Origin of the sequence: Cohnella sp. OV330 (genome assembly GCF_900112065.1) — a bacterium.
In the GTDB taxonomy this organism is placed as follows: domain Bacteria; phylum Bacillota; class Bacilli; order Paenibacillales; family Paenibacillaceae; genus Cohnella.
Map to the genome: position 1 here is coordinate 170,999 of NZ_FOKE01000001.1, position 24,594 is coordinate 195,592.

The 24,594-nt window shown below is 58.8% G+C and carries 17 protein-coding genes; 4 read left to right on the top strand and 13 right to left on the bottom strand.

Translation table 11 applies throughout. The features are described 5' to 3' along the window. Positions 1-237: 237 nt before the first annotated feature. The 7 genes from BM235_RS00710 to BM235_RS00745 all read right to left on the bottom strand — a co-directional run bounded on the left by BM235_RS00710 (position 238) and on the right by BM235_RS00745 (position 13,719). Positions 238-4,419 (bottom strand): stalk domain-containing protein, encoded by a 4,182-nt coding sequence (locus BM235_RS00710; protein ID WP_158543641.1) that lies wholly within the window; start codon positions 4,417-4,419, stop codon positions 238-240. A gap of 312 nt (positions 4,420-4,731) precedes the next feature. Continuing rightward, positions 4,732-6,342: an ABC transporter substrate-binding protein gene (locus BM235_RS00715; protein ID WP_255374001.1), complete on the bottom strand. Its 1,611-nt coding sequence runs from the start codon at positions 6,340-6,342 to the stop codon at positions 4,732-4,734. Positions 6,343-6,560: 218 nt separating this feature from the next. Next, positions 6,561-8,873: a helix-turn-helix domain-containing protein gene (locus BM235_RS00720; protein ID WP_090108620.1), complete on the bottom strand. Its 2,313-nt coding sequence runs from the start codon at positions 8,871-8,873 to the stop codon at positions 6,561-6,563. 124 nt (positions 8,874-8,997) lie between these two features. After that, positions 8,998-10,269: a BNR-4 repeat-containing protein gene (locus tag BM235_RS00725; protein ID WP_090108621.1), complete on the bottom strand. Its 1,272-nt coding sequence runs from the start codon at positions 10,267-10,269 to the stop codon at positions 8,998-9,000. Positions 10,270-10,644: 375 nt separating this feature from the next. After that, positions 10,645-11,301 carry a bacillithiol biosynthesis deacetylase BshB2 gene (bshB2, locus tag BM235_RS00735; protein WP_090108623.1) on the bottom strand — a complete coding sequence of 219 codons (657 nt, stop codon included), beginning with the start codon at positions 11,299-11,301 and terminating at the stop codon, positions 10,645-10,647. A 27-nt stretch (positions 11,302-11,328) separates the two neighbouring features. Then, the gene (locus tag BM235_RS00740; protein WP_090108624.1) at positions 11,329-11,673 is read right to left on the bottom strand and encodes a YojF family protein; all 345 of its coding nucleotides are present in this window, start codon (positions 11,671-11,673) and stop codon (positions 11,329-11,331) included. A 135-nt stretch (positions 11,674-11,808) separates the two neighbouring features. After that, positions 11,809-13,719 carry a hypothetical protein gene (locus BM235_RS00745; protein ID WP_090108625.1) on the bottom strand — a complete coding sequence of 637 codons (1,911 nt, stop codon included), beginning with the start codon at positions 13,717-13,719 and terminating at the stop codon, positions 11,809-11,811. Positions 13,720-13,861: 142 nt separating this feature from the next. Between BM235_RS00745 and BM235_RS00750 the strand changes: the two genes are divergently transcribed. The 3 genes from BM235_RS00750 to BM235_RS00760 all read left to right on the top strand — a co-directional run bounded on the left by BM235_RS00750 (position 13,862) and on the right by BM235_RS00760 (position 15,472). Further along, positions 13,862-14,050 carry a spore coat protein gene (locus BM235_RS00750; RefSeq protein WP_090108626.1) on the top strand — a complete coding sequence of 63 codons (189 nt, stop codon included), beginning with the start codon at positions 13,862-13,864 and terminating at the stop codon, positions 14,048-14,050. Positions 14,051-14,062: 12 nt separating this feature from the next. After that, positions 14,063-14,371, top strand: a complete 309-nt coding sequence (locus BM235_RS00755) for a spore coat protein (RefSeq protein ID WP_090108627.1) — start codon at positions 14,063-14,065, stop codon at positions 14,369-14,371. 105 nt (positions 14,372-14,476) lie between these two features. Continuing rightward, the gene (locus tag BM235_RS00760; RefSeq protein WP_090108628.1) at positions 14,477-15,472 is read left to right on the top strand and encodes an LLM class flavin-dependent oxidoreductase; all 996 of its coding nucleotides are present in this window, start codon (positions 14,477-14,479) and stop codon (positions 15,470-15,472) included. A gap of 374 nt (positions 15,473-15,846) precedes the next feature. Here the strand turns inward: BM235_RS00760 and BM235_RS00765 are convergent, their stop codons facing one another. From BM235_RS00765 to BM235_RS00785, 5 genes are all read right to left on the bottom strand, one after another. Next, on the bottom strand, positions 15,847-16,437 hold the full coding sequence (locus tag BM235_RS00765; RefSeq protein ID WP_090108629.1) for a DUF2087 domain-containing protein: 591 nt from the start codon (positions 16,435-16,437) through the stop codon (positions 15,847-15,849). Positions 16,438-16,946: 509 nt separating this feature from the next. Further along, positions 16,947-18,122 (bottom strand): sugar ABC transporter permease, encoded by a 1,176-nt coding sequence (locus BM235_RS00770; RefSeq protein ID WP_090108630.1) that lies wholly within the window; start codon positions 18,120-18,122, stop codon positions 16,947-16,949. A gap of 12 nt (positions 18,123-18,134) precedes the next feature. Beyond that, complete coding sequence (locus tag BM235_RS00775) at positions 18,135-19,655, bottom strand: ATP-binding cassette domain-containing protein (protein ID WP_090108631.1); 1,521 nt, start codon at positions 19,653-19,655, stop codon at positions 18,135-18,137. A gap of 98 nt (positions 19,656-19,753) precedes the next feature. After that, positions 19,754-20,860: a sugar ABC transporter substrate-binding protein gene (locus BM235_RS00780; RefSeq protein WP_090108632.1), complete on the bottom strand. Its 1,107-nt coding sequence runs from the start codon at positions 20,858-20,860 to the stop codon at positions 19,754-19,756. 183 nt (positions 20,861-21,043) lie between these two features. Continuing rightward, entirely contained in the window at positions 21,044-22,396 is a 1,353-nt protein-coding gene (locus BM235_RS00785) for an MATE family efflux transporter (protein WP_090108633.1), read from the bottom strand. Between the two features lie 133 nt (positions 22,397-22,529). On the opposite strand from BM235_RS00785, the gene BM235_RS00790 reads away from it, so the two are divergent. Further along, the gene (locus tag BM235_RS00790; protein WP_090108634.1) at positions 22,530-23,210 is read left to right on the top strand and encodes a TetR/AcrR family transcriptional regulator; all 681 of its coding nucleotides are present in this window, start codon (positions 22,530-22,532) and stop codon (positions 23,208-23,210) included. A gap of 261 nt (positions 23,211-23,471) precedes the next feature. Here BM235_RS00790 and xylF read toward each other — a convergent pair whose 3' ends face one another. Next, positions 23,472-24,593 carry a D-xylose ABC transporter substrate-binding protein gene (gene xylF, locus BM235_RS00795; protein ID WP_369803462.1) on the bottom strand — a complete coding sequence of 374 codons (1,122 nt, stop codon included), beginning with the start codon at positions 24,591-24,593 and terminating at the stop codon, positions 23,472-23,474. Between the last annotated feature and the right edge of the window lies 1 nt (position 24,594).

Consider the following 24,594-nt stretch of genomic DNA (forward strand, 5'->3'; position numbering starts at 1 on the left):
TTTCTAGTTGAGACTTCTCGCGGACCAAGGGACCGCGCGGGAGCCAGTTTGTTTCTGGTTGAGACTTCTCGCGGACCAAGGGACCGCGCGGGGGCCAGTTTGTTTCTGGTTGAGACTTCTCGCGGACGGAAGGGGGGGGGGGGGGGGGGGGGGGGGGGGGGGGGGGGGGGGGGGGGGGGGGGCCAGCAACTTCGCGCAAAAAGCCGGACGAACATCGTCCGGCTTTTTCCATCTCTTTTATTTCTCAACGTAGAACTTCATCTCCGAGAACGACACGAAGGTCGGATTCGACACCTGCGGCGTTGTCGAGCCGAACACGGTTACTTTGAAGTATCTACAGTTCAACGACGGCAGGTTAAAAGTAATGAAGGCGCCTGCGTCCCCGACCGCATCTCCGCCGTAAACGTCCGTCCAATTCTCCCCGTTCTGCGATACCGACAGCATAAACCGGTTCGTCCGCGTCTGCGCGTAGTTATGAGGCGCGATGTCGACTCGCTCGAGCTCGATCGGCGCGCCGAAGTCGAAGACGATTTGCGTTCCGTAGTCTCCTGACCAGCGCGAGATATTGGCGAAGTCGTCGTCGAACAATTTCCAAATGTTCGCCGGTACGTAATTCGTCCTGAAGCGCTTATACTTGATTTCTTTCAAGTCCGTCATCGGAATCGGCGTCACCGGCGCAAGCGCGACCGGCTGATAGGTCGGAGCGACGGCCGGCGCTTTCGACACGATCTCGACGACTTGATCGGCACTCTTCCACGTCACCGTGAAATTCAGGATGTTCGCGATAAAAGCTGCCGGAATCAGCATCTGCTCGTTCGTGCCGGTCGCGGCGGCGGTCATCGTCGCATTCTGACTGTTGATCTTCGCAGTGGCGCTGCCCGTCACGAATTGAACCGTCTTGGTCCCGATCGTCGCCGTAGCGGTGTTGGTGGTCGCGTTCCAGGCAAACGTCATGCCCAGCTCTTCGAGAACGCCCTTGGCCGGAACCATCGGGATTCCGTTCACCAACTGGGGCGACACGGCCAGATCCTGCCCCTGCGCATCGACTCTGACGCGCACCTTGCGCTCCACCGGCTCCGAAGGAACCTTGGCAGCGAGCGGAAGCGCGCTGGCATCCGCCTTTTGCAGCGTATAGGTGCCCGGCGTGCCCTCGAAATAAATCGTATTGCCCGCTTGAACGGCTTGATACTTCACGGTCGCCGCGGATCCGCCCTGCTTGACCACCGTCCAATACCCGGCTTCGAGGTCCGCCACCAGAATCTTGTAGATCTGTCCCGCTGCGCCATCGAAGGCGATCGTCGCTTGCTGATCCACAAGGTCGAAGTCCTTGGCGAAAAAGACGACGCGATCCTGAATTCTGGCTCCTGCATAATCGTTCGTTTCGGAATATTGAACGTCAAGCGGCGCGGGGCCTTCTACGGCATCCATCACCTGCATCACATTCAGAAACTGCGTATGGTTTGCCGGCATCTTGTTAGAAAGCTCGATTCGCCAATCGCCCGCTTCGAGGCTCTGGATGTTGCTCGGATTGCCGGGATTTCTCGGGAAATTAACGCCGTCCACTTCGAATTCGCGTCCGGGACCGCCGATCTTCTCGACATCCAGATCGTCCGCTTTCGGCAGCAGCGCGTCGGTGACCATCTTTCCGTCATAGCTCCGCTCCGTCACCGTATTCGTGAATCGGCTGCCTTCGCGAACGGGCTCGTTGATCGTGTGAAGAAGCCATCTTTTCTGGGCGTTCGCATTCGGCGTATCGATATTGTCGTACACGATCATCGCCGCAGGATGCTTGTCGTCCTTAAGGTTCAGAAACGCCATGCTTCTCGTATAGTTGTCGGTCCTCGTCAGGCCGTACGCCTCCGTGAGATCGCCCTTCAGGTACGAGTAATCCGGGTACATCTCGTCTTCGCCGATGGCGTGAGACAGGATCGTTCCTCTCTGGTAGCCGGGATCGGTATTCCATTGCTCGACCGTCTTCGGAATCTCTGTCACGGAGAGTTGATTCGACGGCGAGTACCTCCCCTTGTCGGATGCAAGCGGATCTTCGATCAGCACGACGTTGTGCGCGACCGACTGCTTGTTGTAGTTCAGATCGTGCGGTTTGCCGTATTCATCGGCGGTTCCGTCCGGGAAGACGCCGCTGTAAATACCGGAGTCGATTGCAAGATTACCCTTGTAATACATAGAGAACGCGCCTGCGTCGACATGCTGGTGGTTCGTCTGGGTCCGCTCGCCGATGTTCATGATCGCGACGACGGCCTTGGAATCCTGCCCTTCGTCCCAACCTGTGCGGGCTACAATGGAGCCGTACGGCGCCGGGAAATACCGGGACAGCGGCGTGTCGTAAACGGACTGCGACGCCGCGGCTGGGTTGAAGAACAGCATATAGTAGAAATAGTCTTCAATCGTATTCTGTTTAAGATACTCGTTCTGTGCTCTCGGATTGTTGTAGACGCTGCCTGCGAGCAAGTGGGTGAGATTGCCATGGTTGAACCGGCTCCAAGCGGATTGGTAACTCGCGTTAAAGTCGTCGCCCTCGGCCATGATGAAGCCGTCCGATCTGCGCGTGTATACCCATCTGTCGAGCGCCAGTCCGACCTTGTCCGAGAGCGGATGGACGCCGATCGCCTTCCACAGCTCGTTGCCCATCATAATATAACGAAGCCGGTTGTCCCCATAGTCCGGGCCTTCGAAGGCCATCTCCGCGTCGAGCATGACGTTGAATCCCGGCAGCGTCATGTTTAAGAGGAAGTTAGAAATATTGTTATAGTACTTGGGATCCGTATCGTATATCGCGATCGCCATCGCCAGTTTAAACTGATGATGCACGTCGCCGTTGGCGTGTCCCGCGATGATCTGCATATCGGGTGGATTTAACGGATAATTGTACTCCAAGGCGTTCTCGACCCAGGTCTTAAGCGCGTCGCGGACGATCTTTCTCTGGTCTATGCCATCATTCGCATCCTCGTCGATGAGATCGTAGCACCAGTCGTACACGAGCGATTCGAAAAACATCAGGCTGCCCATGACTCTGCCGACGTTGAACACCGTCGTGCCGTTCGTCCGGTCCTGATTCCATTGCGCCGTCTGCGCCATATTCACGGCAATCGTGGCCGCTTTTCGGCCGGCTGCCGTATCGTCGTAAATTAAATAGCGAAGCGCGTTCGCTTTCATGACTTCCACCGTATTGGCGTCGATGTTGGTGATCTTATCGCCCCGCGGAGAGAAACTGCCCGTCGCCGCCTCTTGCGCTTTGGCGTTTATTTTCGTCCATGCATCATTAAACGCCGTGTTCTGCAGCTTCGTCTTGAGCGCCGGCAGCGTCTGGTCGTTGACCATCACGCGCGGACGGTCCGCCGGCGGCACCGGGATCGGATCGTACTGCCCCGATTGCTTGGGCGCGACGGCTAAGGTAAACATTGCTTGTACCTGGAATAGAATGGTCGGATTCGCCGCCAGATCGCCGTTCTGCTGGCTGGACGCGCCGTTATACATCATCTTAAAGGCATAAGAACCCGGCAGCAGCTCTTTGCTCACCGTGCCGCCCACCGTCGTGCCGAACGTCCTCCAGCTATTCGCGCCATAATAGGACGCGACGCCGCCGCTCAACTGATAGCCCTGCTGGTTTTTCAGCTGCACGACGGCTTTCACCGTCTGGAATAAGATGATCGGATCGGTGCCGATCTGCTGCGCCTTCTCGCTCTTGGTGCCTTCATAATCCACATGGAACGTATAAGAGCCCGGGAGCAGCTCTTTACTCGCTTCTCCTCCGTTTACGGCGCCGAAGGTCTTCCAGCCTTCGGAGCCGTAATAGGTGGCCGTGCCGCCGCTAAGCGGATTCCCCTGACTGTCTTTCAGCTGCACCTTCGCCTTCACCGTCTGAAAGATGACGACCGGATCCGTGCCAATCTGCTGCGTCTTCTCGCTTTTGGTTCCTTCATAATCCACATGGAACGTATAGGAGCCCGGGAGCATCTCTTTGCTCGCTTCGCCGCCGGTTATATTGCCGAACGGCTTCCAGCCGCCGGTACCGTAATAAGTAGCAGTGCCCACGCTTAGCGGACTCCCCAGACTGTCCTTCAGCCGAACCTTGACGTTCACCGTTTGGAATGCGACGAGCGGATCCGTGCCTGTATGCTGGGTCTTGTCCTGCTTGGTTCCTTCGTATTCAATATGGAACGTATACGATTTGTCGGGCAGGATTTTCGTGGCGATACCAGTTGCGTCGGTCGTCCCTAATGTATGCCATCCGGCGTCGTAATAGGTAACGGCCGCTCCTGCAAGCGGATTGCCGGCGCTGTCTTGCAATTGTACGGTGACGGTGTCGGGATCGACGGCCGTCGCCGCGTTCGTTTCCTCATTCGCGCTCGGTGCCGTCTCCTCTGCCCCCGCACGCTGCGGCGTCGAACCGAATAGCAAACCTCCTGCCATAGCCAAACATAACATCAGCGAAATCCATTTTCTGCTCATTCCGGTCAAGTAAGCCGTCATTTTTTTCATCCTTTCCCGTTAGGCTGGATTCTCGTTTGTTCCGATATGCTCCTGCCATGCGTACCGTGTCGACGCCTGATTTCCTGCCGGCAGGCAGGCGACCGATCTGTTCGTCAATTTCACCTCCTTTCTGCGAGAGATCGACCGAGCCCATCAAAAAAGCGGGATACAACGGCATCTTGGAGTCTGAGCCGCGGTATCCCGCTTTGGTCGTTCGGTCTTGCTTATTTGCCTTACGGTTTACGGATTGCTCGCGATAAACGCGTCGATCTGCTTCTGCATCTCGGCCTGAACCTTGTCGATTCCCGCCTGCTTCAGCTTCTCCTGAGCGATGGGAATGCCGTCGGCCGGCTTCACGAGACCATGGTATATCGGCAGCAGGTACGTTTTCTGAACGTTCCCCAGCGCAGCCAGCTCGTTTTTGATATTCGTGTCGTCCAGCACGAATGTCGCCAGCGCGGTATCGACGATTTTATTCGCTTTCCAGTCGGCATAGGTCGACGTCAAGAGATCGCCGGCCGCGCCTTCGAGCTGACGGTACAGCCCGGACGTTCTCCAGCCCCATGGGCAAGCGCCGTCCGGCGGATAGCCGGTAGAGCCCGGCAGACTCTTGTACTTATCGTCGCCAACCGGCTCCCAATGCTTGCCCTTGATGCCGTAGGTCGTCAGATCGAACAGCTCCTTGTCGTAGCGGAGCAGATCGAGCGCCATCAGCGCCCGCTCGGGATGCTTCGACGTGGCGTGGATGCCGATCCCGCCGCCGTTCAGCGGCGAGCGGTATCGCTTGGCATCCGGGGTGAGATCGACGACTTCCGGCTTCCACTCCGGATGGGCCAGATTGATGGCGTCCATCGTACCCGCCAGCGTCAGGAGATTGCCGGTATGGGCTGCCGTCTTGCCTTCCTTGAACGCCGCGAGCCAATCGGTCTTGGATACGATCGCATCCTTCGGCCATGCGCCTTTCTGGGCCATATCATAGAGGATATTCAACTTCTCTACGTACTTCGGATCCTCCAGGTAGTTGGCGAGCGTCGGGTGTTCGCTCTGCATATCGTAGACGAGCGGGACGCTGCCATGCACGAAGAGACGCTGCAGATCGGCGACCATGACCGGCATGGCCGTGCCGTTCAAGTTAACGCTCGGTCCGCCGAAGGGAATGATGCCTTTCTCGTTCTGGGCGATCGTCTCCAGGAAGTTGGCGAAATCGACTTGCGACTTCACTTCAGGCAGATTGTATTTCTCTCTCAAATCCCCGCGGATAATCGCCATCGCATATCCGGATTCGAAGTAATCGTATGGAACCATGTAGAGTTTGCCGTCCACTCTGGCTTGCTTCCAACCGAGCGGATCCTCTTTTTCCCAGGATGTCGGCGCGTACTTCTTGAGCATGTCTTCCGTTAGCTCCAAGAATCCGCCCTTGCGGGCCGTCGGTTGATAGAACGACCAGGAGCTTGTGAAGGCCATGTCGAAATCTTCGTTTGCCGCAAACATGAGCGGATACTTTTGCGCATGCTCGTTCCAGTCGAGGAATCGCAGCTCTATCGTGGCATTGATTTTTTCCTTCAGGATCTTGTTGACTTCCCCGTACACCTCGTCCGTGTCAGCCGGCTTTGGGCCGAGCAAGACCATCTTCAACGTGACAGGTTCGGACGTATCGATCGCGTCGGCCGACGCGCCGGCGGTGGATGCCGCAGTCGACGATGCAGGCGCCGTCGATGCCGGTGCAGACGAGGACGCGCCGCTTCCGTTGTTCCCGTTGTTGCTGCACGCGCTCGCCAGCATGCTGAGCATCAGCGTCAGCGCGATGCCGGGCCATAACCTTTTCTTCTTCATGCTCGTCCTGCCTTTCATCCGCGTTCCCCCTCGATAATAGCTCGCACTTGCTTCATTTCATCGGAATAAACCGGGCGTGCTCCTCGGCCTCGACTCGCCGCGCTTTGTCGCCGGCCTCGATTGACCTCATTATACGAAGTCCGGCGTCCGGAATGTCCCCCCTAATCTTCCGACTTTCTGTGCGGTTTTAAGATTCGCGCAAAAAACGCCCGGCCGGCGTACCGGACGGGCGTTGCTCACGTATTTCGTTCGATCGCGGACTTGAGCCTGTACTCCTTGGGCGTGACGCTGTACCGGCGCTTGAACAAGCGGTAAAAATAACTCTCGTTGCCGAAGCCGACCCGCTCCATGATCTCCGATACCGTCAGGTCCTGCTGCTCGAGCAGCAGTCTCGCCTGCGCGAGCCGCGCGGAGTTGATCCGGTCGACCACCGTCTCGCCGGACTGCGCTTTGTACACCTGGCCAAGATAAACCGGGTTCATCTTGAGCATGTCGGCGATCTTCTGAACGTTCAAGTCCGGATCGGCGAAGTGCTTGTCCACGATCTCCGCGATCGTGTCGGCGATCAGCCGGCTCTTGTCCTCTTTGCCGCTCTGCCGCTGCTCGAACATCTCCCTCGCGACGGAGAGCAGCACGTCCCGCGCCTCGTCCAGCGTCTCGATGCCGACCAGGCGCCGATTGACCGCGTGGAGGTCGACGGATACCGGGTTCAGGTTGAATTGATTGATCTCGCCGAGCGTGTTGCTGATCGTCATCCCCATCTGCAGAAGGGCCGAAAACATATTTTCGAAGCCGAACGCCCCGATCGCCCGCTTCCAGCTCTCGATCGCTTCCGTCGTTTGCGCCAGGTCGCCGCTCTTGAGCCCCTCGATCAACTGCTTGTCCAGCTCGCCGGGAATCCGGAATTGCTCGTTGCGCTCGTTGGCTTCGATGTCCTCCGGCTCGATGACCGCCCCGTGACCGAGGATCATCCGGTAATCGGATTGCCGGAGCGTCAAGGCATAGTGACGGGAGATGTCCCGATAATGGTCGAAAGACCGGCTCAAGGCAACCGTGAACGAGACGCGATAATAAGACATAATCGTCCCTTGCAGCTCGCGGAACCGCTCGCCCAGCGCCTCCAGGCCGCCTTCTCCTTTGCCGCTGACGATAAATACGAGATGGCCGTCCTTCATGTCCGCGTACTCGCACCAGTAGTCGCGGCGGAGCAGCTCTTCGCCGATGTTGGCGATGGCAAAGGTAAAGAGAGATTCGGAGCCTTCGCCCGATGCCGCGACAAGCGTCTCCCGCCGGTCGAGCCGGACGACCGCGAGCCTCAGCGCGCCGGACGCCGCGATGTCGATGCCGTATTGCTCCCGATTCTGCCTGAACTCGGCTTCGGATACGGCATCGCTCCCGCCGAGCAGGCTGCGCAGATGGTACACCTTCGCGATGTTGCGCTTGGACGCCTCGTCCCGTTCCAATCCCTTCAGCTTGTCGACCATGCCCATATAGTTTGCGGCGATCAGCGTCAGCTCGTCCTTGGCCTGCGGGTGTCCGCGCGGGTCCTCGGGAATGAGGCTGAGCAGCCGTCCGACCGGACGATACAGCCGCAGGGAGAAAAACACCGACAGCAGCACGGCGAACAGGACGACCGACAGCATGACCCCGATCTCCGTCCACTTCATCCGGTTCACGTTCCCCAGCACCGAATCGTAGTCGCGCAGGCTCAGGATGCGCCAGTTGTTCATCCCTTTTCCCAGATAAGCGACCTTGAACTTCTTGCCCGCATGCCGGTAAACGAAGTCCTCGAGCGTGCTGGACGAAGCCGCGATCCGCGGCATCACCTCGTCCTTGAGCGCCAGCTGGGCCGGGGACAGCGGCACGCTCGACATGAGGACATTGCCGTCCCCGTCGGTCACGAGGAGCAGGTCCTTCTCCCGGTCGGCCAGCTTATTAAGCGCCTTCACGTTGTCCAGCAGCCAGTCCGGCTTCACGGTCAGGATCAGCACGCTGCCGTTGACCGAGCCGAGCGAGGGACCGTCGTACAGAAAACAAGCGAAAACGTCGATGCCGCTGCCGCCGCCGTCCAGGTCGAGCGGCATGAGCTGCAGCTTCGGAACGTCCGGATGCTGCTTCAAATAGCCGCCTAAAACTTCGTACAGCCGGCTGTTGTCCATGCCATGATTAAGCGAGGAGAAAAAGCGCTTCTGGCCCGGGTTGTAAAAAGCGACGGCATGCAAATAGGGCGACTCGGCGACGGTCCGGTCGAGACGGTCGATCTTCAGGATGCTCTGCCGGTAATCGGCCCCCGCCTTCAGCGCGATCAGCTCGTCGTCGTTGAACAGGGACACGGCCATATCCTTGACGATGCCGTTCATGTTCTCGATGTTGTAGTTGATCTGGGTGAGCAGCTTGCGGTCGGCGTCGTTCTGCAGGCTGAGCACCTTCCCGCGGGCGTTGACGTTGAGCATGTAGGCGGTCACTGCCAGGGTGACGACGACGAACATGAAGCTGAGGAGGATTCGCTGCAGGAACTTGCGCGTGCGAAGCGTTCGGAACACGTTCATAAGGCTTCTCTCCCGAGTTGCATTGGTGCACTAACTATAATCGCTCTTTCTTTTTGTTGTCAACGGATGGCAAAAAGAGAGCGGCCGGACGTCCATGTGCGTCCGGCAGCCCCCTTCCGTATCGTCAATTGCGTCCGTAGTATAGTTTGAGATTGGCGATATCGACAAGATAGAGGATATCTGCGCCGTTCGCGTTCCGCTCGACCGCAAGTCGTTGGATCGGGATGCCCGGCGCGAGCGACGCCTGGCTCCAGCCCGTGCCCGACTGCGCCGCCATGAAGGCGCGGTCCGTCCCCGCGGTCGTCACGTAGTAGACGCGCGACTGCGTTCCCGTCCACGTGACGTCGATGGCGGCCGTCGTCTCGGCGGCGGCGTAGACGGTCTGCAGATTCCAGCCGGTCGTGCCGCGCGTCGCCTGCTTGACGGAGAATGTCGTGCTCCCCTCCTCGCGGTAACGGTAAGCGATGACCGGCTTGTTCGCCGAATCGACGGTCAGCTTGGCGCTTTGCACGCCGGGGCCGCCCGGATCGCTGCCGCTCTGTACGTAGGCTTCGGTCGGCGCCATCGGCTGCACGATGTCCGCGGTGGTCAGCGATACGGGGACCGACACAGGCGTACCGTCCGATTTGGAGAACGTGTTCGTGGACGGGCTATATTTGAGATAAGACAGCTGGTGGCGCAGCGGACTGGCCGCGAAGTACGCCCACTCGAACAAGATGTGCAGGTCGCCGTTCGCGTCGAACGCCAGATCGTCCGGGTACACCGAGCGATTGAGCGTGGAGGCGACGACCGCAATCTGGCTCCACGTCGACGCCGCGTTGTCCCAGCGCAGCAGCACGCCGGTACGCTTGCCGGCGGTATCCTGGCTGGACCGGACGAGCAGGTACAAGTCTCCGTTCGGCGCCGTCGTCACGACCGGGTACGTGACCTTCATCGTCTGATCGGGCATGTCCGCCGAATGGTTCTGCGGCGCGCCGCCGACCGTGTCCGACCGGAAATAATGCCATGCCGAATCGTGCATGGAGGCGAATACGTGGAAGCGGCCGCTGCCGTCCCGCGCGATCGACGGCTGGTTGTGGCCGTTGTCGTCGGCGTACTCGGCCACGGCGGCGCCGTCCATGACGGGGATGTTCGACCACGTCCCCGCCCCGTCGCGCCTTGCGATGTATACTTTGTGCGTGCCCGCGGCGCTGCCCGGCGCGTTATACGCCATGTAGGCATATTCGAGACCGGTGCCGTACGTCTCGAGCGGACTCCACCAGCCCGCCTGGTTGCTCGAATCCATCGCGTACGGCACCTGCGTCAGCGTCGCCGCCGCGCTCCCGGTGCCCGCAGGCAGGAGCGCGACCAGCGCGAGCCCCGCGATCCACGTTTTGAGCTGTTTTTTCCAATTCATCATTCACCTTCTCCTCTCCATCGCTTGGAATGAACCGCAGCTTGCGGAGCGTTCGCTTCGGAAGCGGACGCCGGTGAAGCGCTTGCATGAACGGCCGCCTAACGTCCGGCGACAGGCTAATCGTATCATGCAGGCCGCCGCGCGCGTCAGCAACAAAATGATGAAGGGGATAGAACAAAATGAGGGCATTTTGGAGACGGGTAGAACAAAATTCTGCTTGAGAAGGCGCTTGGAGTGGGAGCTGAGGCTTGAAGTCTGCACGTAGATCAACAGTCGGCGCTTGGGGTGGGTATAGCGGTTCCCGGATCAGCTGCTGGTTGTCGTGCCAGGTGCCAGCAGCTTTCCGGGGCCGCGCGCCCGCGGGCGCCTCCTTCGTCAGGCGAACTTGTACGTCCAGAAGCGCTCGGTGCCGAATCGCTCCTGCACCTCGCGGTTTTTGTGCGGGTTTTTCTCGAACAGCTGCGGGACGTAAAATTGCGAGCGATGCGACAGGATCGACGCGATCTTCTGCTTCAGGAAACCGCTGACGTCCACGAAGACGTCCGGGTCGCCGATCGACTCCCGGTGATTATGCGAAAAGGCGAGGCAGTGCACGGGCGGACGGGCGGACGGATCCAGCTTGCCGATCGTGCGGACGACCGCAGCGCCTGTCGCGTCGTGGTCCGGATGGACCGCGAAGCCCGGGAAAAACGTGATGACGAGCGTCGGGTCGAGCTCCGCGAGCAGCTCGCCGATTTTCAGATCCAGCAGGTCCTGGTCCTCGAATTCGAGCGTCTTGTCGTGAAAGCCGAGCAGGCGAAGATCCTGGATGCCGATGGCCTGGCAGGACTGCTCGAGCTCGCCCTTGCGGATCTGCGGGAGCGTGATGCGGTTGGCAAAAGGCGGATTGCCCATATTGCGCGCGCGCTCGCCCAAGGTCAGGCAAGCGTAGGTGACCTGGGCCCCCGCCGCGATGTGCTTGGCCAGCGTGCCCGAGATGCCGAAGCATTCGTCGTCCGGATGCGGCAGCACGACTAGAATACGTTGTTCCATGGATATCTTCCTTTCCCGGTCGTTAAGTTAAAAGGGCTCGCGGCTAAGCTGCAGGGCGACGACCAGCTTGCCCGAGCTGTCGTGTCCGGCCATGATCAGGCGCTCCGCGTCGGTCTCGTCGTAGTGCGTCAGTCCCTCGGCGTAGATCCAGCCTTTATCCATTTTCAAACCGACTCGATAGGGTCCGTTGCCGGAGATCGACCCGATGCCGTAGCGAATCAGGGCGTTCGTGATGAAGTTAGCCGCGGGATGTTTGGTGCTATCGTTGTGGGCCGCGTAAGCGCCCGTCGTCAATTCCAAGTGTATGTACAGGTCCTGATCCTTGAGCGAATCGATCCTGTTCTGTATTTCCACGATTTGAATCGGTAGCATGCCGGCGCCTCCTCCGCTATTTATGATTCAATATACCACAGTCAAAGGAACGGCGCATGCGCGCGGCCGTCGTTATCCCCCGAACGATGCCGAAAAAGCCCCGCGGAGCGGGGCTTCCTGCCTCTTTTGAATCGTTCAATTCCGGATGAGCAAGCCGATCTCCGAACTGTCCTTCCTGTCGTTAACCGTATCGAGCTCCGCCCGCAGATGCATGATGCCATTGTGGAATTCCTCGGTGTCGAGCATGAACGATTCGGGAAGGTCCTTGCCCGAGAACAACTCGGTAGCGCCGAGCGAGACCCGGATGCGCCGGACGGCGTCGTCCTGGGGCACCCCGATCTCGACCTTGAACTTGACGATCCCCGACACCTCTTCGCGATCCTGCACGCCGCACAGGTTGATCGCGGGCTTCGGCGCCGGCGCGACGAATACGCCGTCCATCCATAGCTGGCCGTCCCGGTCCTCCGGCGTCGCGCCGCTCGGCAGAACCAGCACGACCGCGGCCTGATCGCTCTCCAGCACGAATGCCGAACGATCTTTGACGCCCTTGGCTAGGTAGGCTCCCCTGACGATATCCAGCAGGTCGACCGCCATGTCCCCCAAATCCTCGATCTCCACGGTCTCCGGCGAGCCGAACGGATTGTAGTACAGGTAGGTTGGATAGGCGTCGGCACGGTAATAGTCCGTCCTGAGACAGTCGATCTGTAAAATGCCTTCTACGTTCGTCTTTTTAACGATGCCGCCGACGAAACCCGCGTAGGAGCCGCTGTAGAGGGAAAAATCGAGCGCTCCCCAGTTCATGACCGTCGCGTCGCCGCTGGCGTAAGGCGTCTTGCCCTCGTATTCCTTGCGGATACCCTCGTACGGAATCACCTGGCCTGGATCTCCCGCCCAATCCGGACAAGATTGGTTGGCCGCCGGCAGCTCGTCCGCATAGAAATAGCGCGACTGATTGGCGAGATTCAGCATCCACTTGCCGATATCGTGCGCATACCGCGGATCGTAGCGAACGAGCGGCGCGAGCACGCTGAACAGATGGAAGCCGTTCATCGCGAACGCGTATCCGCCGTTGTCGGCCAAGCTGCCGATCAGACCGTGCATGTCATAGTTGCCCCAGCGTTCGGCGACCGTGCCCCAGCCCGGCCGGATGACCGTCCCGCCGTCGAAGATCCAGTTGATGAATTTGCCGATATCGAAATCCTTGCCGTGCTCGGCATTCAGCCGCGCAGCCAGATAAGGCGCATAGTACATGAGCAGCTCATAATACGGATTGTCGAGCTGATCCTCCAGGAAGGCGAGGCACTCCATGGCCGCATCCAGATACTTGGCGTCGCCGAACTTTCGATAAGCCATATGGAGCAGCATGGCGATGCCCGCCGCGGCGTCAGGCTCCCGCCACTTCCCGTTGTCGACCGCTTCCATTTTGCCGAAGTCGAACGCGGTACACCTGAATTGCAGCTTCCCCTCCCGATCCCGCAGCGCTTCGAGCGCCTCCAGCCAACGGTCCGCCGATGTCCGCATGATCTCGGCCATGCCGGGCTCGTCCGGATAGAAGGCGGCCAGCGCGTAGTAGAGCACATGCGCCTGAACTTCGTACCAGAACGTATCGCCGCTTCCCGTGGCCGGTTTGGATACGAAAACCCGTTGCTCGCTATGAAAAAAATTCCGCAGCATGTTGACGTAGTTACCCCCGAAGCGGTCGCGCTTGTTCACGCCGACAAGCGTCGCGCCGAGCACCGCACCCATAACATTTACGGCTTCCTGCGTGCCGTCGGGGCCTTGCTCGAACTTGCCGACATAGGACATTAATCCGAACGAATCCTCTTCCATGTGACGATGCGTCCTGTCCTTCCAGATCAGCGGCAGATGCTCGCCTTCAAGCGTGTCGTCGAACACGAATCGATCGTAGGCGAGCGCCGTCTCTCGCCAATCTCTCAGCTTTAGCGGCTTCGGCACGTTCGGCAGCTTCTCGGCGACATGGATGCGCTTGACGGTGGACGGCTGCATGGAGACTAGCGCGGATGCGGATTCGGCTTTCGGGCTCATGGTCGTCCTCCTGATGGCTTTAGGCGTTTTTATCGAGACTTAACCCATAAACGACAAGCTTCAACCCGCACCGGGCTTGTTTATCGGGAAACGGCGTTGGGGTATGTGGATATTGGCACCCACTACGGAAGGAGCGATCGATATGGCAAAGGAACTGGCCATGCACGAGAAGCTGGAGGTTCACGAGATCCTGACGCTGAAAACGTCGTGCGCCACCAAAGCGAGGGCGATGTTGGAGTTCGCGAAGGACGAAAAACTTAAGGCGCTGATCGAGCAGGACCTGGTGAACTCGTCCAAGGCAATCGAAGAATTGAAATCCATCCTACAATAAGAGGTGATCGATATGGCAACGACGATGAAAAAAGAAGAGCTGCTCAAGGCGACTGCGCCGCTGGACGATCTGGCGATCGCGACCGATATGCTGCTGTCGGCGAAGTCCGCCGTGCGCAGCTACGCCATTGCGTTGACGGAGACGGCGACGCCGAAGGTTCACAAGATTTTGAGAGCGCAGCTCGACACGGCGATCGAGACGCACAGGAAGATCGCGGCCTACATGATCGAGAACGAGATGTATCATCCCTATAACGTGGAAAAGCAGGTCGAGCACGACGTCCTCAAGGCGGATACCGCCCTCTCCCTCATCAAGGAATAAGCGAAAGCCGGGCGCCTGCGGGCGCTTTTTTTTATGGTCGAAGGTATGCTACCGTATAGGTAAAGACGATGCGAAGACGGAATTCGGAAAGGAAACGTGTGCGCAATGAAAGTAGGAATCCTGGACCAAGCGCCGATCGTAAAAGGCGGCAATGCGCCGAATGCGCTCCGAAACGCAGAAGAAATCGCCGTACTCGCGGACGAGCTCGGCTATCATCGGATGTGGATGGCGGAGCATCACAATACCCGCAACTTCGCCAGCACGGCGCCCGAGATTATCGCGGCGCGCCTGGCCGCGCTGACGAAGCGCATCCGCATCGGCACCGGCGGCGTCATGATGATGCACTATTCGCCGCTTAAGCTGGCCGAAGTATTCAAGACCCTCAGCGCCTTTTCCCCGGGGCGAATCGACTTCGGCGCCGGCCGCGCGCCGGGCGGCGACCACTACTCGACCCGCGCGCTCGCCGAGGGACGGGCGCATCTGCCCGGCGACCTGTATGACAAGCTGCAGACGACGATGCAGCTGATCGCGGATCGCGCGTCGAAGGACCCGCTGTACGAGGGCCTGCTCGCCTCCCCGTACGACGTGCCGCTGCCGGAAGCGTGGCTGCTCGGCTCCACGGGCAACAGCGCCGTTCGGGCCGGGCGCCTCGGCGTCGGCTATTCGTTCGCGCAATTTTTTAACGGGCAGATGACGCGGGAAATTTTCGACGCCTACAGGGATAACTTCGAGCCGTCGTACTTCATGCCGAAGCCGCTCATCCTCGTGACCTATTCGGCCACCGTCGCCGAGACCCGCGAGGAAGCGGAGTACATCGCGAAGCCGGCCGACCTGATGCGCCTGTCGCTCATGCGCGGCTCCCTGCAGCAGGTGATGACGCCTGAGGAAGCGCGCGACTATCCATTGTCCGAGTCGGACCTCGCCATCATCCGCGAGAACCGCAAGCTCCATCTCGTCGGCACGCCCGCCGAGGTCGCGGATTTGCTCCGCCGAGACCAGGAGCTGTACGGCTTCGACGAAGTGATGATTAACAGCACGCCGCATGGCATGGCTTCGCGCCTCCATGTATTTCGATTGCTGGCGCGGGAGCTGCTGCAGTAGGAAAGTGTTATGATTGCTGGCGCGGGAGCTGCTGCAATAGGATGGCGTGCATGGTGTACCGGCTGTCCGCGGCAGTGTAGACGGATAGGGCTGATGTCTGCGGCGCTTTGGGCAGATCATGTACGGATCTAAGTCCATACTTCCTGCTAAGTGTCGCCCTGCACCGGTCAAGTATGGATTTAAGTCCATACTTCTTGCCAAGCGGCGCCTTGCACCGGTCAACTATGGATATAAGTCAACACATCCTGCCAAGTAGCGAGCATGGTGAGCTGATACGTCAACGGGACGAAGCAGGAGATCCTCCGCTTTGTCCCGTTTGCTTATTCCGGCATCTTTCAGCTTTTTGCATCTCCTTTGACGTCTACCGTTACGCCTTACGCCTTAGCCCACATCTCCGACGGATTCAGCTCATAGACCTCGTTTTCCCGGAACATGAATTGGTGCATGATGAACTCTCTGCGGATCGTCGCGTAATCTTCGTGGTAACCGCCGATGAACGCGTTGATCTCCTTCTCCCCGTACCGCCGCCCCGCCTCCAGTTTGGACGCGAGATGCGCCAGCACGATCAGCTTCTTTTTCAGCTGCGCGGGGAGGTGCTTCAGCCTGCCGTCCGCCTTGAAAAAGTTTTTGACGACGGTCTCCTTAAGACGCGTATCCTGCTCGATGTCCACGTCGTTCTTGTCTCCTTCGCTATTTTTGTAGATGAGCGCTACCGACGCCGTCGCGTTGTTCTTAAGAAAATAATCGTTGAGCGAGAAAAAAATCGAGTTTTTTTCTCTCCGCTCGTGAATGAGACTCGCCTCGCGCAGCTTCGCCGCATGATGCGTGATCGTAGCGGGCGTCAGATGAAGCCGCTCCGCCAGCTCCAGCCCGCTCAGTTCTCCGCCGGCCAGCAAGATCAGCATCCGCAGCCGCGTCGGATCCGCCAGCGCCTTGTGGTAGGCAACGACTTTGTCGAGTTGCATGGCGCACCTCCATGATATTTGATTAGATTAATATCTAATTAGATGTTAGTCTAATCTTTGGGATGTGTCAATATGAAAGCCTGCCGCGCATCGCAACGCCTGCTGTAGAGCAGGCGATTGGAAAATCTATGGGTACGCTGGCGGCATCCCCTGCTGTAGAGAAGGCGATTGGCACAATCGCCCACTGTGACGCGGCATCCCCTCCTGTAGAGAAGGCGATAGGCCGAATCGTCCACTGCGACGCGCCATCCCCTGCTGTAGAGAAGCCGATAGGCTGAATCGTCCACTGCGACGCGCCATCCCCTGCTGTAGTGAAGGCGATGGACCCAATCGCCCGCTGCGACACGCCATCCCCTGCTGTAGAGCAGGCGATGCGACTTCTCGCGCCTCTGCCAGCCCAATCGCCTCCTGTAGAACAGGCGAACCGGCCCCTCGCGGCGACCCCAAACGGCAAAAAGCCGCCCCAGCCCCCGCGAATGTGCGCGGGGGGCCGGGACGGCTCCTACAATTTAGGCTCTCTTCTTGCGCGTCAACACGTCGAAGATGACGGCCGCGGCCAGGACGCCGCCGCGAATCATGTACTGGTACGAGATGCCGACGCCGAGCAGGTTCATGCCGCTCGTGAGCGAAGTCATGACGATGGCGCCGATGATCGAGCCGGTGACTTTGCCGACGCCGCCCGCAGCGGATACGCCGCCGACATAAGCCGCCGCGATCGCGTCGAGCTCGAACAACGTGCCGGCCGTCGTGGTCGCGGACTGGAGACGCGCGGTAAACAAGATGCCGGACAGCGCGGACAGCATGCCCATCGAGCCGAAGACGATGTACGTGATCTTCTTGACGCTGATGCCGCTCAGGTGCGCGGCTTCCGGGTTGCTGCCGACCGCGTAGATATGGCGGCCGAGCACCGTCTTGGTCGTCAGGAAGTGGTAGATCACGACGACGGCCAGCATGATGACGACGGTCCAGGAGAAGCCGTTGTAGCCGGCGATGATCCAGGTGATATAAGCGATGATGGCGGATACGAATACGAGCTTGACCGCGAAGATGCCGCCCGAGACGACCTCGAACTCGTACTTCAGCTTGTTGCGGCGGTTCGCGAATTCAAAGTAAACGTACAGCGCGATAACGACGAGTCCCAGGATCAGCGACAGTACGCTAAGGCCGCCGACTTCTCCCAGGGACGGAATAAACCCATTGCCTAACGCGTTGAAATGCTCGTTTTTGACGATAATCGTACCCGTCTTCTCCGTGACCATGAGCAGCGCGCCGCGGAAGATGAGCATCGCCGCGAGCGACGATACGAATGCCGGGATGCCGACCGAAGCGACCAGCACGCCGTTGAACATGCCGATCACGACGCCGAGCACGAGGATGACGGGAATCGTGATGTAGACGGGCACGCCCCAATTCGACAGCATGATCGCGGCGATCGCGCCCATGAAGCCGGCGGCGAAGCCAACCGACAGGTCGATATGCCGGATGACGATGACGAGCGTCATGCCGACGGCCAGTACGGCGGTATAGCCCGTCATGTCGAGCAGATTGCTGATGTTGCGCGAGGACATGAACAGGCCGTCCGTCATAATGGAGAACGTAAGCATGATCACGAACAGCGCGATGTACATGCCGTATTCGCGGATGTTGACTTTGATGAGCGACTTGGCTTCGTTAAAGAAATTCATCGATGATACCTCCTATTGCGTGGCAAGCTCCATGATTTTTTCTTGGCTGGCCTGTTCGATCGGCAGTTCGCCCTTGATCTTGCCTTCGGCCATGACGTAGACGCGGTCGCTCATGCCGAGCACCTCGCCGAGCTCCGAGGAGATCATGATGATGCTCATGCCTTCGGCGATCAGCTTGTTCATGATCGTGTAAATCTCGAACTTCGCGCCGACGTCGATGCCGCGGGTCGGCTCGTCGAGGATGAGCAGCTTCGGGCCGACGAAAAGCCACTTGCCTAGCGATACCTTCTGCTGGTTGCCGCCGCTTAAGTTGCCGACGATCTGCTCGACGGACGGCGCCTTCACGTTCATCGACTTTTTATATTCGTTGGCGACCTTGACCTCTTCGTTCTGGTTAATGACGCCGCCTCTGGCGATGCCCTGCAGATTCGCGGCGGTGACGTTGCTCTTGATGTCCTGGAGCAAGAAAAGGCCGTCTCCCTTGCGGTCTTCCGTGACGTAGGCGATGCCCGCTTCGATCGCGTCGCTCGTATGCTTGAACGAACGGCGCTTGCCCTCCACGAGCAGCTCGCCTTGCAGTTTATAAGACTTCGGATTTCCGAAGATGCTGAGTGCCAGCTCCGTCCGCCCCGAGCCCATCAAGCCGGCGATCCCGACGATTTCTCCTTTTTTAACGTGCAGATTGGCGTTCTTTACGACGTTTCTGCCCGTCGGCGCGTCGTAAGCGGTCCAGTCCCGGACCTCGAGGATCGTGTCGCCGAACTTCTTGTTCGCGCGCTTCGGATAGATATCCTCGATCTCGCGGCCGACCATGTTTTTGATGATGACGCCTTCCGTGATCTCGCCCTTGGCGGCGTCGAGCGTGCAGATCGTGCGTCCGTCCCGGATGACGGTGGCCTTGTCGGCGATGGAGATGACCTCTTTGAGCTTGTGGGAAATCATGATGCAGGTGATGCCCTGATCCTTCAGTTCGCGAAGCAGTTCGAGCAGGTTCTCGCTGTCGTTCTCGTTCAGAGCGGCCGTCGGTTCGTCCAGGATGAGCAGCTTTACTTCCTTGCTGAGCGCCTTGGCGATCTCGACGAGCTGCTGCTTGCCGACGCCCAGATCCTTGATAAGCGTCTCCGGATTGACGTTCAATTTCACCTTTTTCAACATGCGCTTGGCTTCGACGATCGTACGGTTCCAGTTGACGACCGCGCCTCGCTTCACTTCGTTGCCCGCAAAAATGTTCTCGTAGACGGTGAGATCCGGGAACAGCGCGAGCTCCTGATAAATGATGGCGATGCCGGTCTTGACGCTGTCGCTGATCTTGGCGAAGGTCTGCACCTTGCCGTCGAACACGATATCGCCCGAATACGTGCCGTGCGGATAAACGCCGCTCAGCACCTTCATCAGCGTGGACTTGCCTGCGCCGTTTTCCCCGATGAGGCAGTGGATCTCGCCCCGTTCGACCTTGAAGCTGACGTCCGTGAGCGCCTTGACGCCCGGGAATTCCTTGGTAATGCCTTTCATCTCTAAAATATAGTCGCTCATTCTCTTCACTCCTTAGGCGCAGCGACATTCGATAATGGCGGAATCGCGATAGACGCATCTATCACGATCCCGCGCTTTAAGCTATATGCCGGCCGGGATTACAGCCCCGTAAAGTCGCCTGCTTTGTAGTAGTCCGAATCGATGAGTTCTTTCTTCACGTTGTCCTTGTCGACGACGATGACGTCGGTTTGCTTCGCCTTCACGTCTACCTTGCCGTTGTTGTAGGAGCCGGTCGTCTCAGGCGTCTTGCCGTCGAGAATGTTGACCGCCATGCCCATCGCGTCCTTGACCAGCGTGCGGACGTCCTTGAACACCGTCATGGATTGCTTGCCGTCGATGACGTATTGGATGGATGCCTTCTCGGCGTCCTGGCCGGTGACGACGTAGCTCGTGATCGCCTTGTCGGAACCGAATACGTCGGCGATGGAGCGAGCCGTGCCGTCGTTCGGCGCCAGGATGGCGACGTCGCCCTTCATGTCGGCCGCAGCGGAGGTCAGATGCGTTTGCGCTTTGTTCTTGGCTTCGTTGGCGTCCCAGTTCGTGGTGACTTGGCCGATGATCTTGCTCATTTGCTCGCGGGTCAGGTCCTTCGTATCCTTCAGCGCGACCGCTTCGCTCGAGTTCGCGATCTTGAACGTGCCGTCCGCGATCTTCGGCTGCAGCGTTTGCCATGCGCCTTGGAAGAACAGGAATGCGTTGTTGTCGGTAGCGGCGCCGGCGTACAGGTACAGCGGCTCGCCTTGGCCCTTGGCGTGGTCGACCAGGTATTGCGCTTGCGCCGCGCCGACCGCTACGCTGTCGAAGGTGACGTAGTAGTCGACCGCGTCGGTGTTCGTGATCAGACGGTCGTAGGAGATGACCTTGATGCCTTCCTTCTTGGCTTCTTCTACTGCTGCTGCCGCTGCGTCGCCGTCTTGCGGACAGATGATGAGGACTTGAATGCCTTTGTTGATCAGCGTCTCGACGTTTTCCTTTTCCTTGGCGGAAGAGCCTTGGCTGAACAGAATATCCGTCGTATATTTCGTGCCGGACAGCGCATCCTTAAAGCGTTGCTCGTCTTGCACCCATCTCGGCTCATCCTTCGTCGGGAGCACGATGCCCACGCTCACCTTGCTGCTTGCTCCGTCTTTGCCGCAAGCCGCGGCGACCGCCGCGAACATCATGACGACCAGCAATAGCGCGATCGTTTTGAATCCTTTTTTCATTTGTTGTAACCCCTTTCGATCTCGTCGGTTTTTCTGACAAGACCAACTATAGCACCGGACAAGACGCGTGAAAGCGCTTATCGATAGCACTCTTTTGCGACCGCCTGCAAAATTTTATCCTTGGCTGGAAAACGAAAAAAAACCGCACATGGATCGTGCGGCTCATGATTGGTCTTATCGTTTTTACTGTGCCAATTGCTCCAAATCCGGCTGTAATTTGTTGCGCAGCGCATACAGCATGACCGCGCCTACCAGGAAGGTGACGGCATCGGCGATGACGATCGACCAGACGACGCCGTGGAAGCCGCTCATTCGGTTGGCGATATACAGCACGGGGATCAGCGTGATGCCTTGAATGACGGACATTATTAAGGCGGCGGCGCCTTGCGCGGTCGCTTGAAAGATCCCCGTGAACAGCGAGGTCATGCCCGTTATGAACAAGGATAAGAACGTCACGTGCAAAATGTAGCTGCCCATTTCAATCAATTGCGGGTCGTTCGTAAACCAACCGATCAGGTGGTCGGAAATCAAGTAGACGACGATGCCGAATCCGATCGCTAACGCCACGATGGTCTTGATCGTGAATGAGATGGTATGCTTCATGCGCAATTTATTCGCCGTAAAAGAGAAAGCGATCAGCGGCACGACGCCCTCGCACAAGCCCATCAGAATAAACTCGGGAAATTGCAATAAGCGCGAAGATATACCGTAGCCTGCAATGGCCTGCTCCCCGTATTCAACAAGATAATGGTTGAAGATCAGCGACATGGCCCCCAGGAATACACTCATCACGAAGACGGGGACGCCGATTTTGAATACATTGCCCAGGATGTCCTTGGTCACTTTAAACCATTTGACGGAAACGGTTAAAAACGAGCTCTTGTAGCCCATATGCAAGGCGTAGAATATGCTCGCGACCAAGTTAGAAACGACCGTTGCGGATGCGACGCCGATCACGCCCCAATGGAAGACGAAGATGGCGAGCGCATCGAGCGCGATATTCACGACGACGCTGACGATCATGCCGACCATCGACGTGATGGCCGAACCCTCCGAGCGCACGATATTTTCCAGCGTGAAAAACAACACGACGAATGGCGAACCGATGAGCATAATCGTGACATAGTCTTTCGTAAATCCGAACGAATCAGGCGTTGCTCCCAGCCCGTGAACGATCGAATCGATTAACGGGAGACCGACGGCCATCATAATGAGACCGAGCGCCAAACTGCTGTAAAAGGCGAATGCAGACAGATGCTTAACGTCCTCGTATTTTTTCTCCCCCAGCAAACGGGAGATGAATGCGCCGCTCCCGATGCCGATCAGGTTGCCCAGCGCCATGATGATCGCGAATAACGGCAAAGTGAGCGCGAGCGCGGACAGCATGGCCGTATTGTTTAAAGTGCCAAGGAAAAAGGCGTTCAGGATCGAGTAGATCACGCTCATCGAAGTGCCTAGCATCATCGGTACGGCGAAGTGGGCTACGGCTTTGGCGATCGGCGCTTTTTCAAAGTAATGGAGGTTTGCAGATTCCATGCGGGTCACCGCTTTCTATGGTTTTCGTTTCGTCTAACGGTGTTAGATTGAACCTTACAGTGTTAGATGATATCATGAATCTATGGACCTGTAAAGCACAAACTTACACTGTTAGATAAGAGGGCGGATACCGATGAAAAAACAGCAACCTCAAATTTCGGAGGATAAAATTTTAGAGGCATCGTGGGCGCTTCTGGGCGAGGAGGATATCGAGAAATTCAGCATGAGACGGTTGGCCGACCGGCTGGGGATCCAAGCGCCATCTTTGTATTGGTACTTCAAAAGCAAGCAAAGTCTCTTCCAGCGCCTGGCTAACCAGGTGTCGAAAATCATTCTGGAGGAGTTCCGCTCCGAAGGAGACTGGAAGGCGCAGCTGGCAGGGCTGGCAGGAACGATACGCAGCGTGCTCGGCCGGTATCCCTGCTCCACGCAGCTCATGATGCAGACGTTGCCGCACGAGCCGGACATGATCCGTTTCACCAACCGCATGCTTCTCTGCGTGGAATCGACGCCGCTTGACCAGGAGCAAAAATTGCAAGCGGTGCTTACGCTTACGAACTATGTCTTCTACTTCGTGCTGGACGACTACCAGCACCGGCGCAATGTCTCCGCGATGCAGGAGGACAAGGGAGCGCTTCCGGATGGAGAGATGATGAGCCTGCTGGATGCCATGAGCGAGACGGATGCGGGACTGTTCCGGCGGATGTTCAAGAGCGGGCTGTTCGAGCTGATGGGGACCGACAGGTCGTTTGCGTTCGGCTTGAACCTGATACTGCTGGGGATCGAGCAGGTGATTAAGGAGCAGGAGAAGTAGGGGAAAGATGCCGGAGAGGCGGCATCCACATGTTCACGCCGACGCTAACTTTCGTCCGCAGAATAGCGCAATTTTGCGCTATTCTGTCCCCGTCGCTGCCCCAGTTCACGCCGACACTAACTTGCATTCGCAGAATAGCGCAATTTTGCGCTATTCTGTCCTCTGCGCGGTCTCCGGCTTGCAGCATGCGAAAAAAGCGCCAGGTTATCGCCCCTGGCGCTTTTATGTCCTCGCGCAATTCGCCCACTTCCGGCGAAATCGCTAGCGTCCCGATTGCTTCACGTTCTTGTACACTTCCTCCCGCGTGTGGAAGCCTTCCGCGATGATCGTTTCGTCGATGTTGGACTTGTCCACGGCGATCGGCGAGAGCAGCACGGACGGCACCTCGATCTTGCCGTTGTTGACCTTGCGGTCGGCGCCCGGGTCTTCTCCCCGCGCGAGCTTGAAGGCGAGCTCCGCCGCCTTCTCGGCGAGCAGCTGGATCGGCTTGTAGACGGTCATCGTCTGCGTCCCTTCGACGATCCGCTGCGCGGCCGCGAGATCCGCGTCCTGGCCCGCGATCGGGATGCGACCGGCGAGCCCCCGCTCGGTCAGCGCCTGGACGACGCCGCCCGCCGTCGCGTCGTTGGCCGCGATGACCGCGTCGATCCGGTCCCCGTTCGCGTCGAGCGCCGCCCGCATGTTGGCCAGCGCGTTCGCCGGCAGCCAGTCCTTGCTCCACTGGTCGTACACGACTCGTATGTCGCCGCTATCGATTTTCGGCTGAATGACGTTGAACACGCCTTGCTTGAACATATGCGCGTTGTTGTCCGTGTCGGCCCCGCCGATATAGACGTACTTGCCGCGCGGCACTTGCTTCAATATCGCCTGGGCCTGGAGCTCGCCGACCTTCTCGTTGTCGAAGGAAACGTACAGGTCGATATCGGCGTTGTTGACGAGCCGGTCGTAGGCGAGCACCTTGATGCCCGAGGAGTGGGCGCGCTTGACGATCGCCGCCGTCGCCGCCGCGTTGTGCGGCACGATGACGAGGATATCGACGCCTTCGCCGATCATCGTCTCGGCCTGCGAGATCTGCTTGGCGTCGTCCCCGTTCGCCGCCTCGATGACGACCTCGGCGCCGAGCGCCTCCGCGGCCGCCTTGAACAGATCGCGGTCGCGCAGCCAGCGCTCCTCGAGCAGCGTATCCATCGCGAAGCCGATCTTGATCGGCCCGCTATGTCCCGACGGCGCGACGCCCCCGCCGCCCCCCGCTCCTTGCGAAACGGACGCGGTTGGCGCGTTGCCCGACTGACCGCCGCCGTCGCAGCCCGACGCGAAGACGGCCAGCGTCAGCGCCAGCAACAGCGGCCCCACTCCTCGCTTGACGCGATTCCACGACTGCACC

Bases quoted from the DNA above. Each gene is read 5' to 3' on its own strand.
- BM235_RS00715 (WP_255374001.1), bottom strand. From the start codon at position 6,342: ATGAAAGGCAGGACGAGCATGAAGAAGAAAAGGTTATGGCCCGGCATC.
- BM235_RS00720 (WP_090108620.1), bottom strand. From the start codon at position 8,873: ATGAACGTGTTCCGAACGCTTCGCACGCGCAAGTTCCTGCAGCGAATC.
- BM235_RS00725 (WP_090108621.1), bottom strand. From the start codon at position 10,269: ATGAATTGGAAAAAACAGCTCAAAACGTGGATCGCGGGGCTCGCGCTG.
- bshB2 (WP_090108623.1), bottom strand. From the start codon at position 11,301: ATGGAACAACGTATTCTAGTCGTGCTGCCGCATCCGGACGACGAATGC.
- BM235_RS00740 (WP_090108624.1), bottom strand. From the start codon at position 11,673: ATGCTACCGATTCAAATCGTGGAAATACAGAACAGGATCGATTCGCTC.
- BM235_RS00745 (WP_090108625.1), bottom strand. From the start codon at position 13,719: ATGAGCCCGAAAGCCGAATCCGCATCCGCGCTAGTCTCCATGCAGCCG.
- BM235_RS00750 (WP_090108626.1), top strand. From the start codon at position 13,862: ATGGCAAAGGAACTGGCCATGCACGAGAAGCTGGAGGTTCACGAGATC.
- BM235_RS00755 (WP_090108627.1), top strand. From the start codon at position 14,063: ATGGCAACGACGATGAAAAAAGAAGAGCTGCTCAAGGCGACTGCGCCG.
- BM235_RS00760 (WP_090108628.1), top strand. From the start codon at position 14,477: ATGAAAGTAGGAATCCTGGACCAAGCGCCGATCGTAAAAGGCGGCAAT.
- BM235_RS00765 (WP_090108629.1), bottom strand. From the start codon at position 16,437: ATGCAACTCGACAAAGTCGTTGCCTACCACAAGGCGCTGGCGGATCCG.
- BM235_RS00770 (WP_090108630.1), bottom strand. From the start codon at position 18,122: ATGAATTTCTTTAACGAAGCCAAGTCGCTCATCAAAGTCAACATCCGC.
- BM235_RS00775 (WP_090108631.1), bottom strand. From the start codon at position 19,655: ATGAGCGACTATATTTTAGAGATGAAAGGCATTACCAAGGAATTCCCG.
- BM235_RS00780 (WP_090108632.1), bottom strand. From the start codon at position 20,860: ATGAAAAAAGGATTCAAAACGATCGCGCTATTGCTGGTCGTCATGATG.
- BM235_RS00785 (WP_090108633.1), bottom strand. From the start codon at position 22,396: ATGGAATCTGCAAACCTCCATTACTTTGAAAAAGCGCCGATCGCCAAA.
- BM235_RS00790 (WP_090108634.1), top strand. From the start codon at position 22,530: ATGAAAAAACAGCAACCTCAAATTTCGGAGGATAAAATTTTAGAGGCA.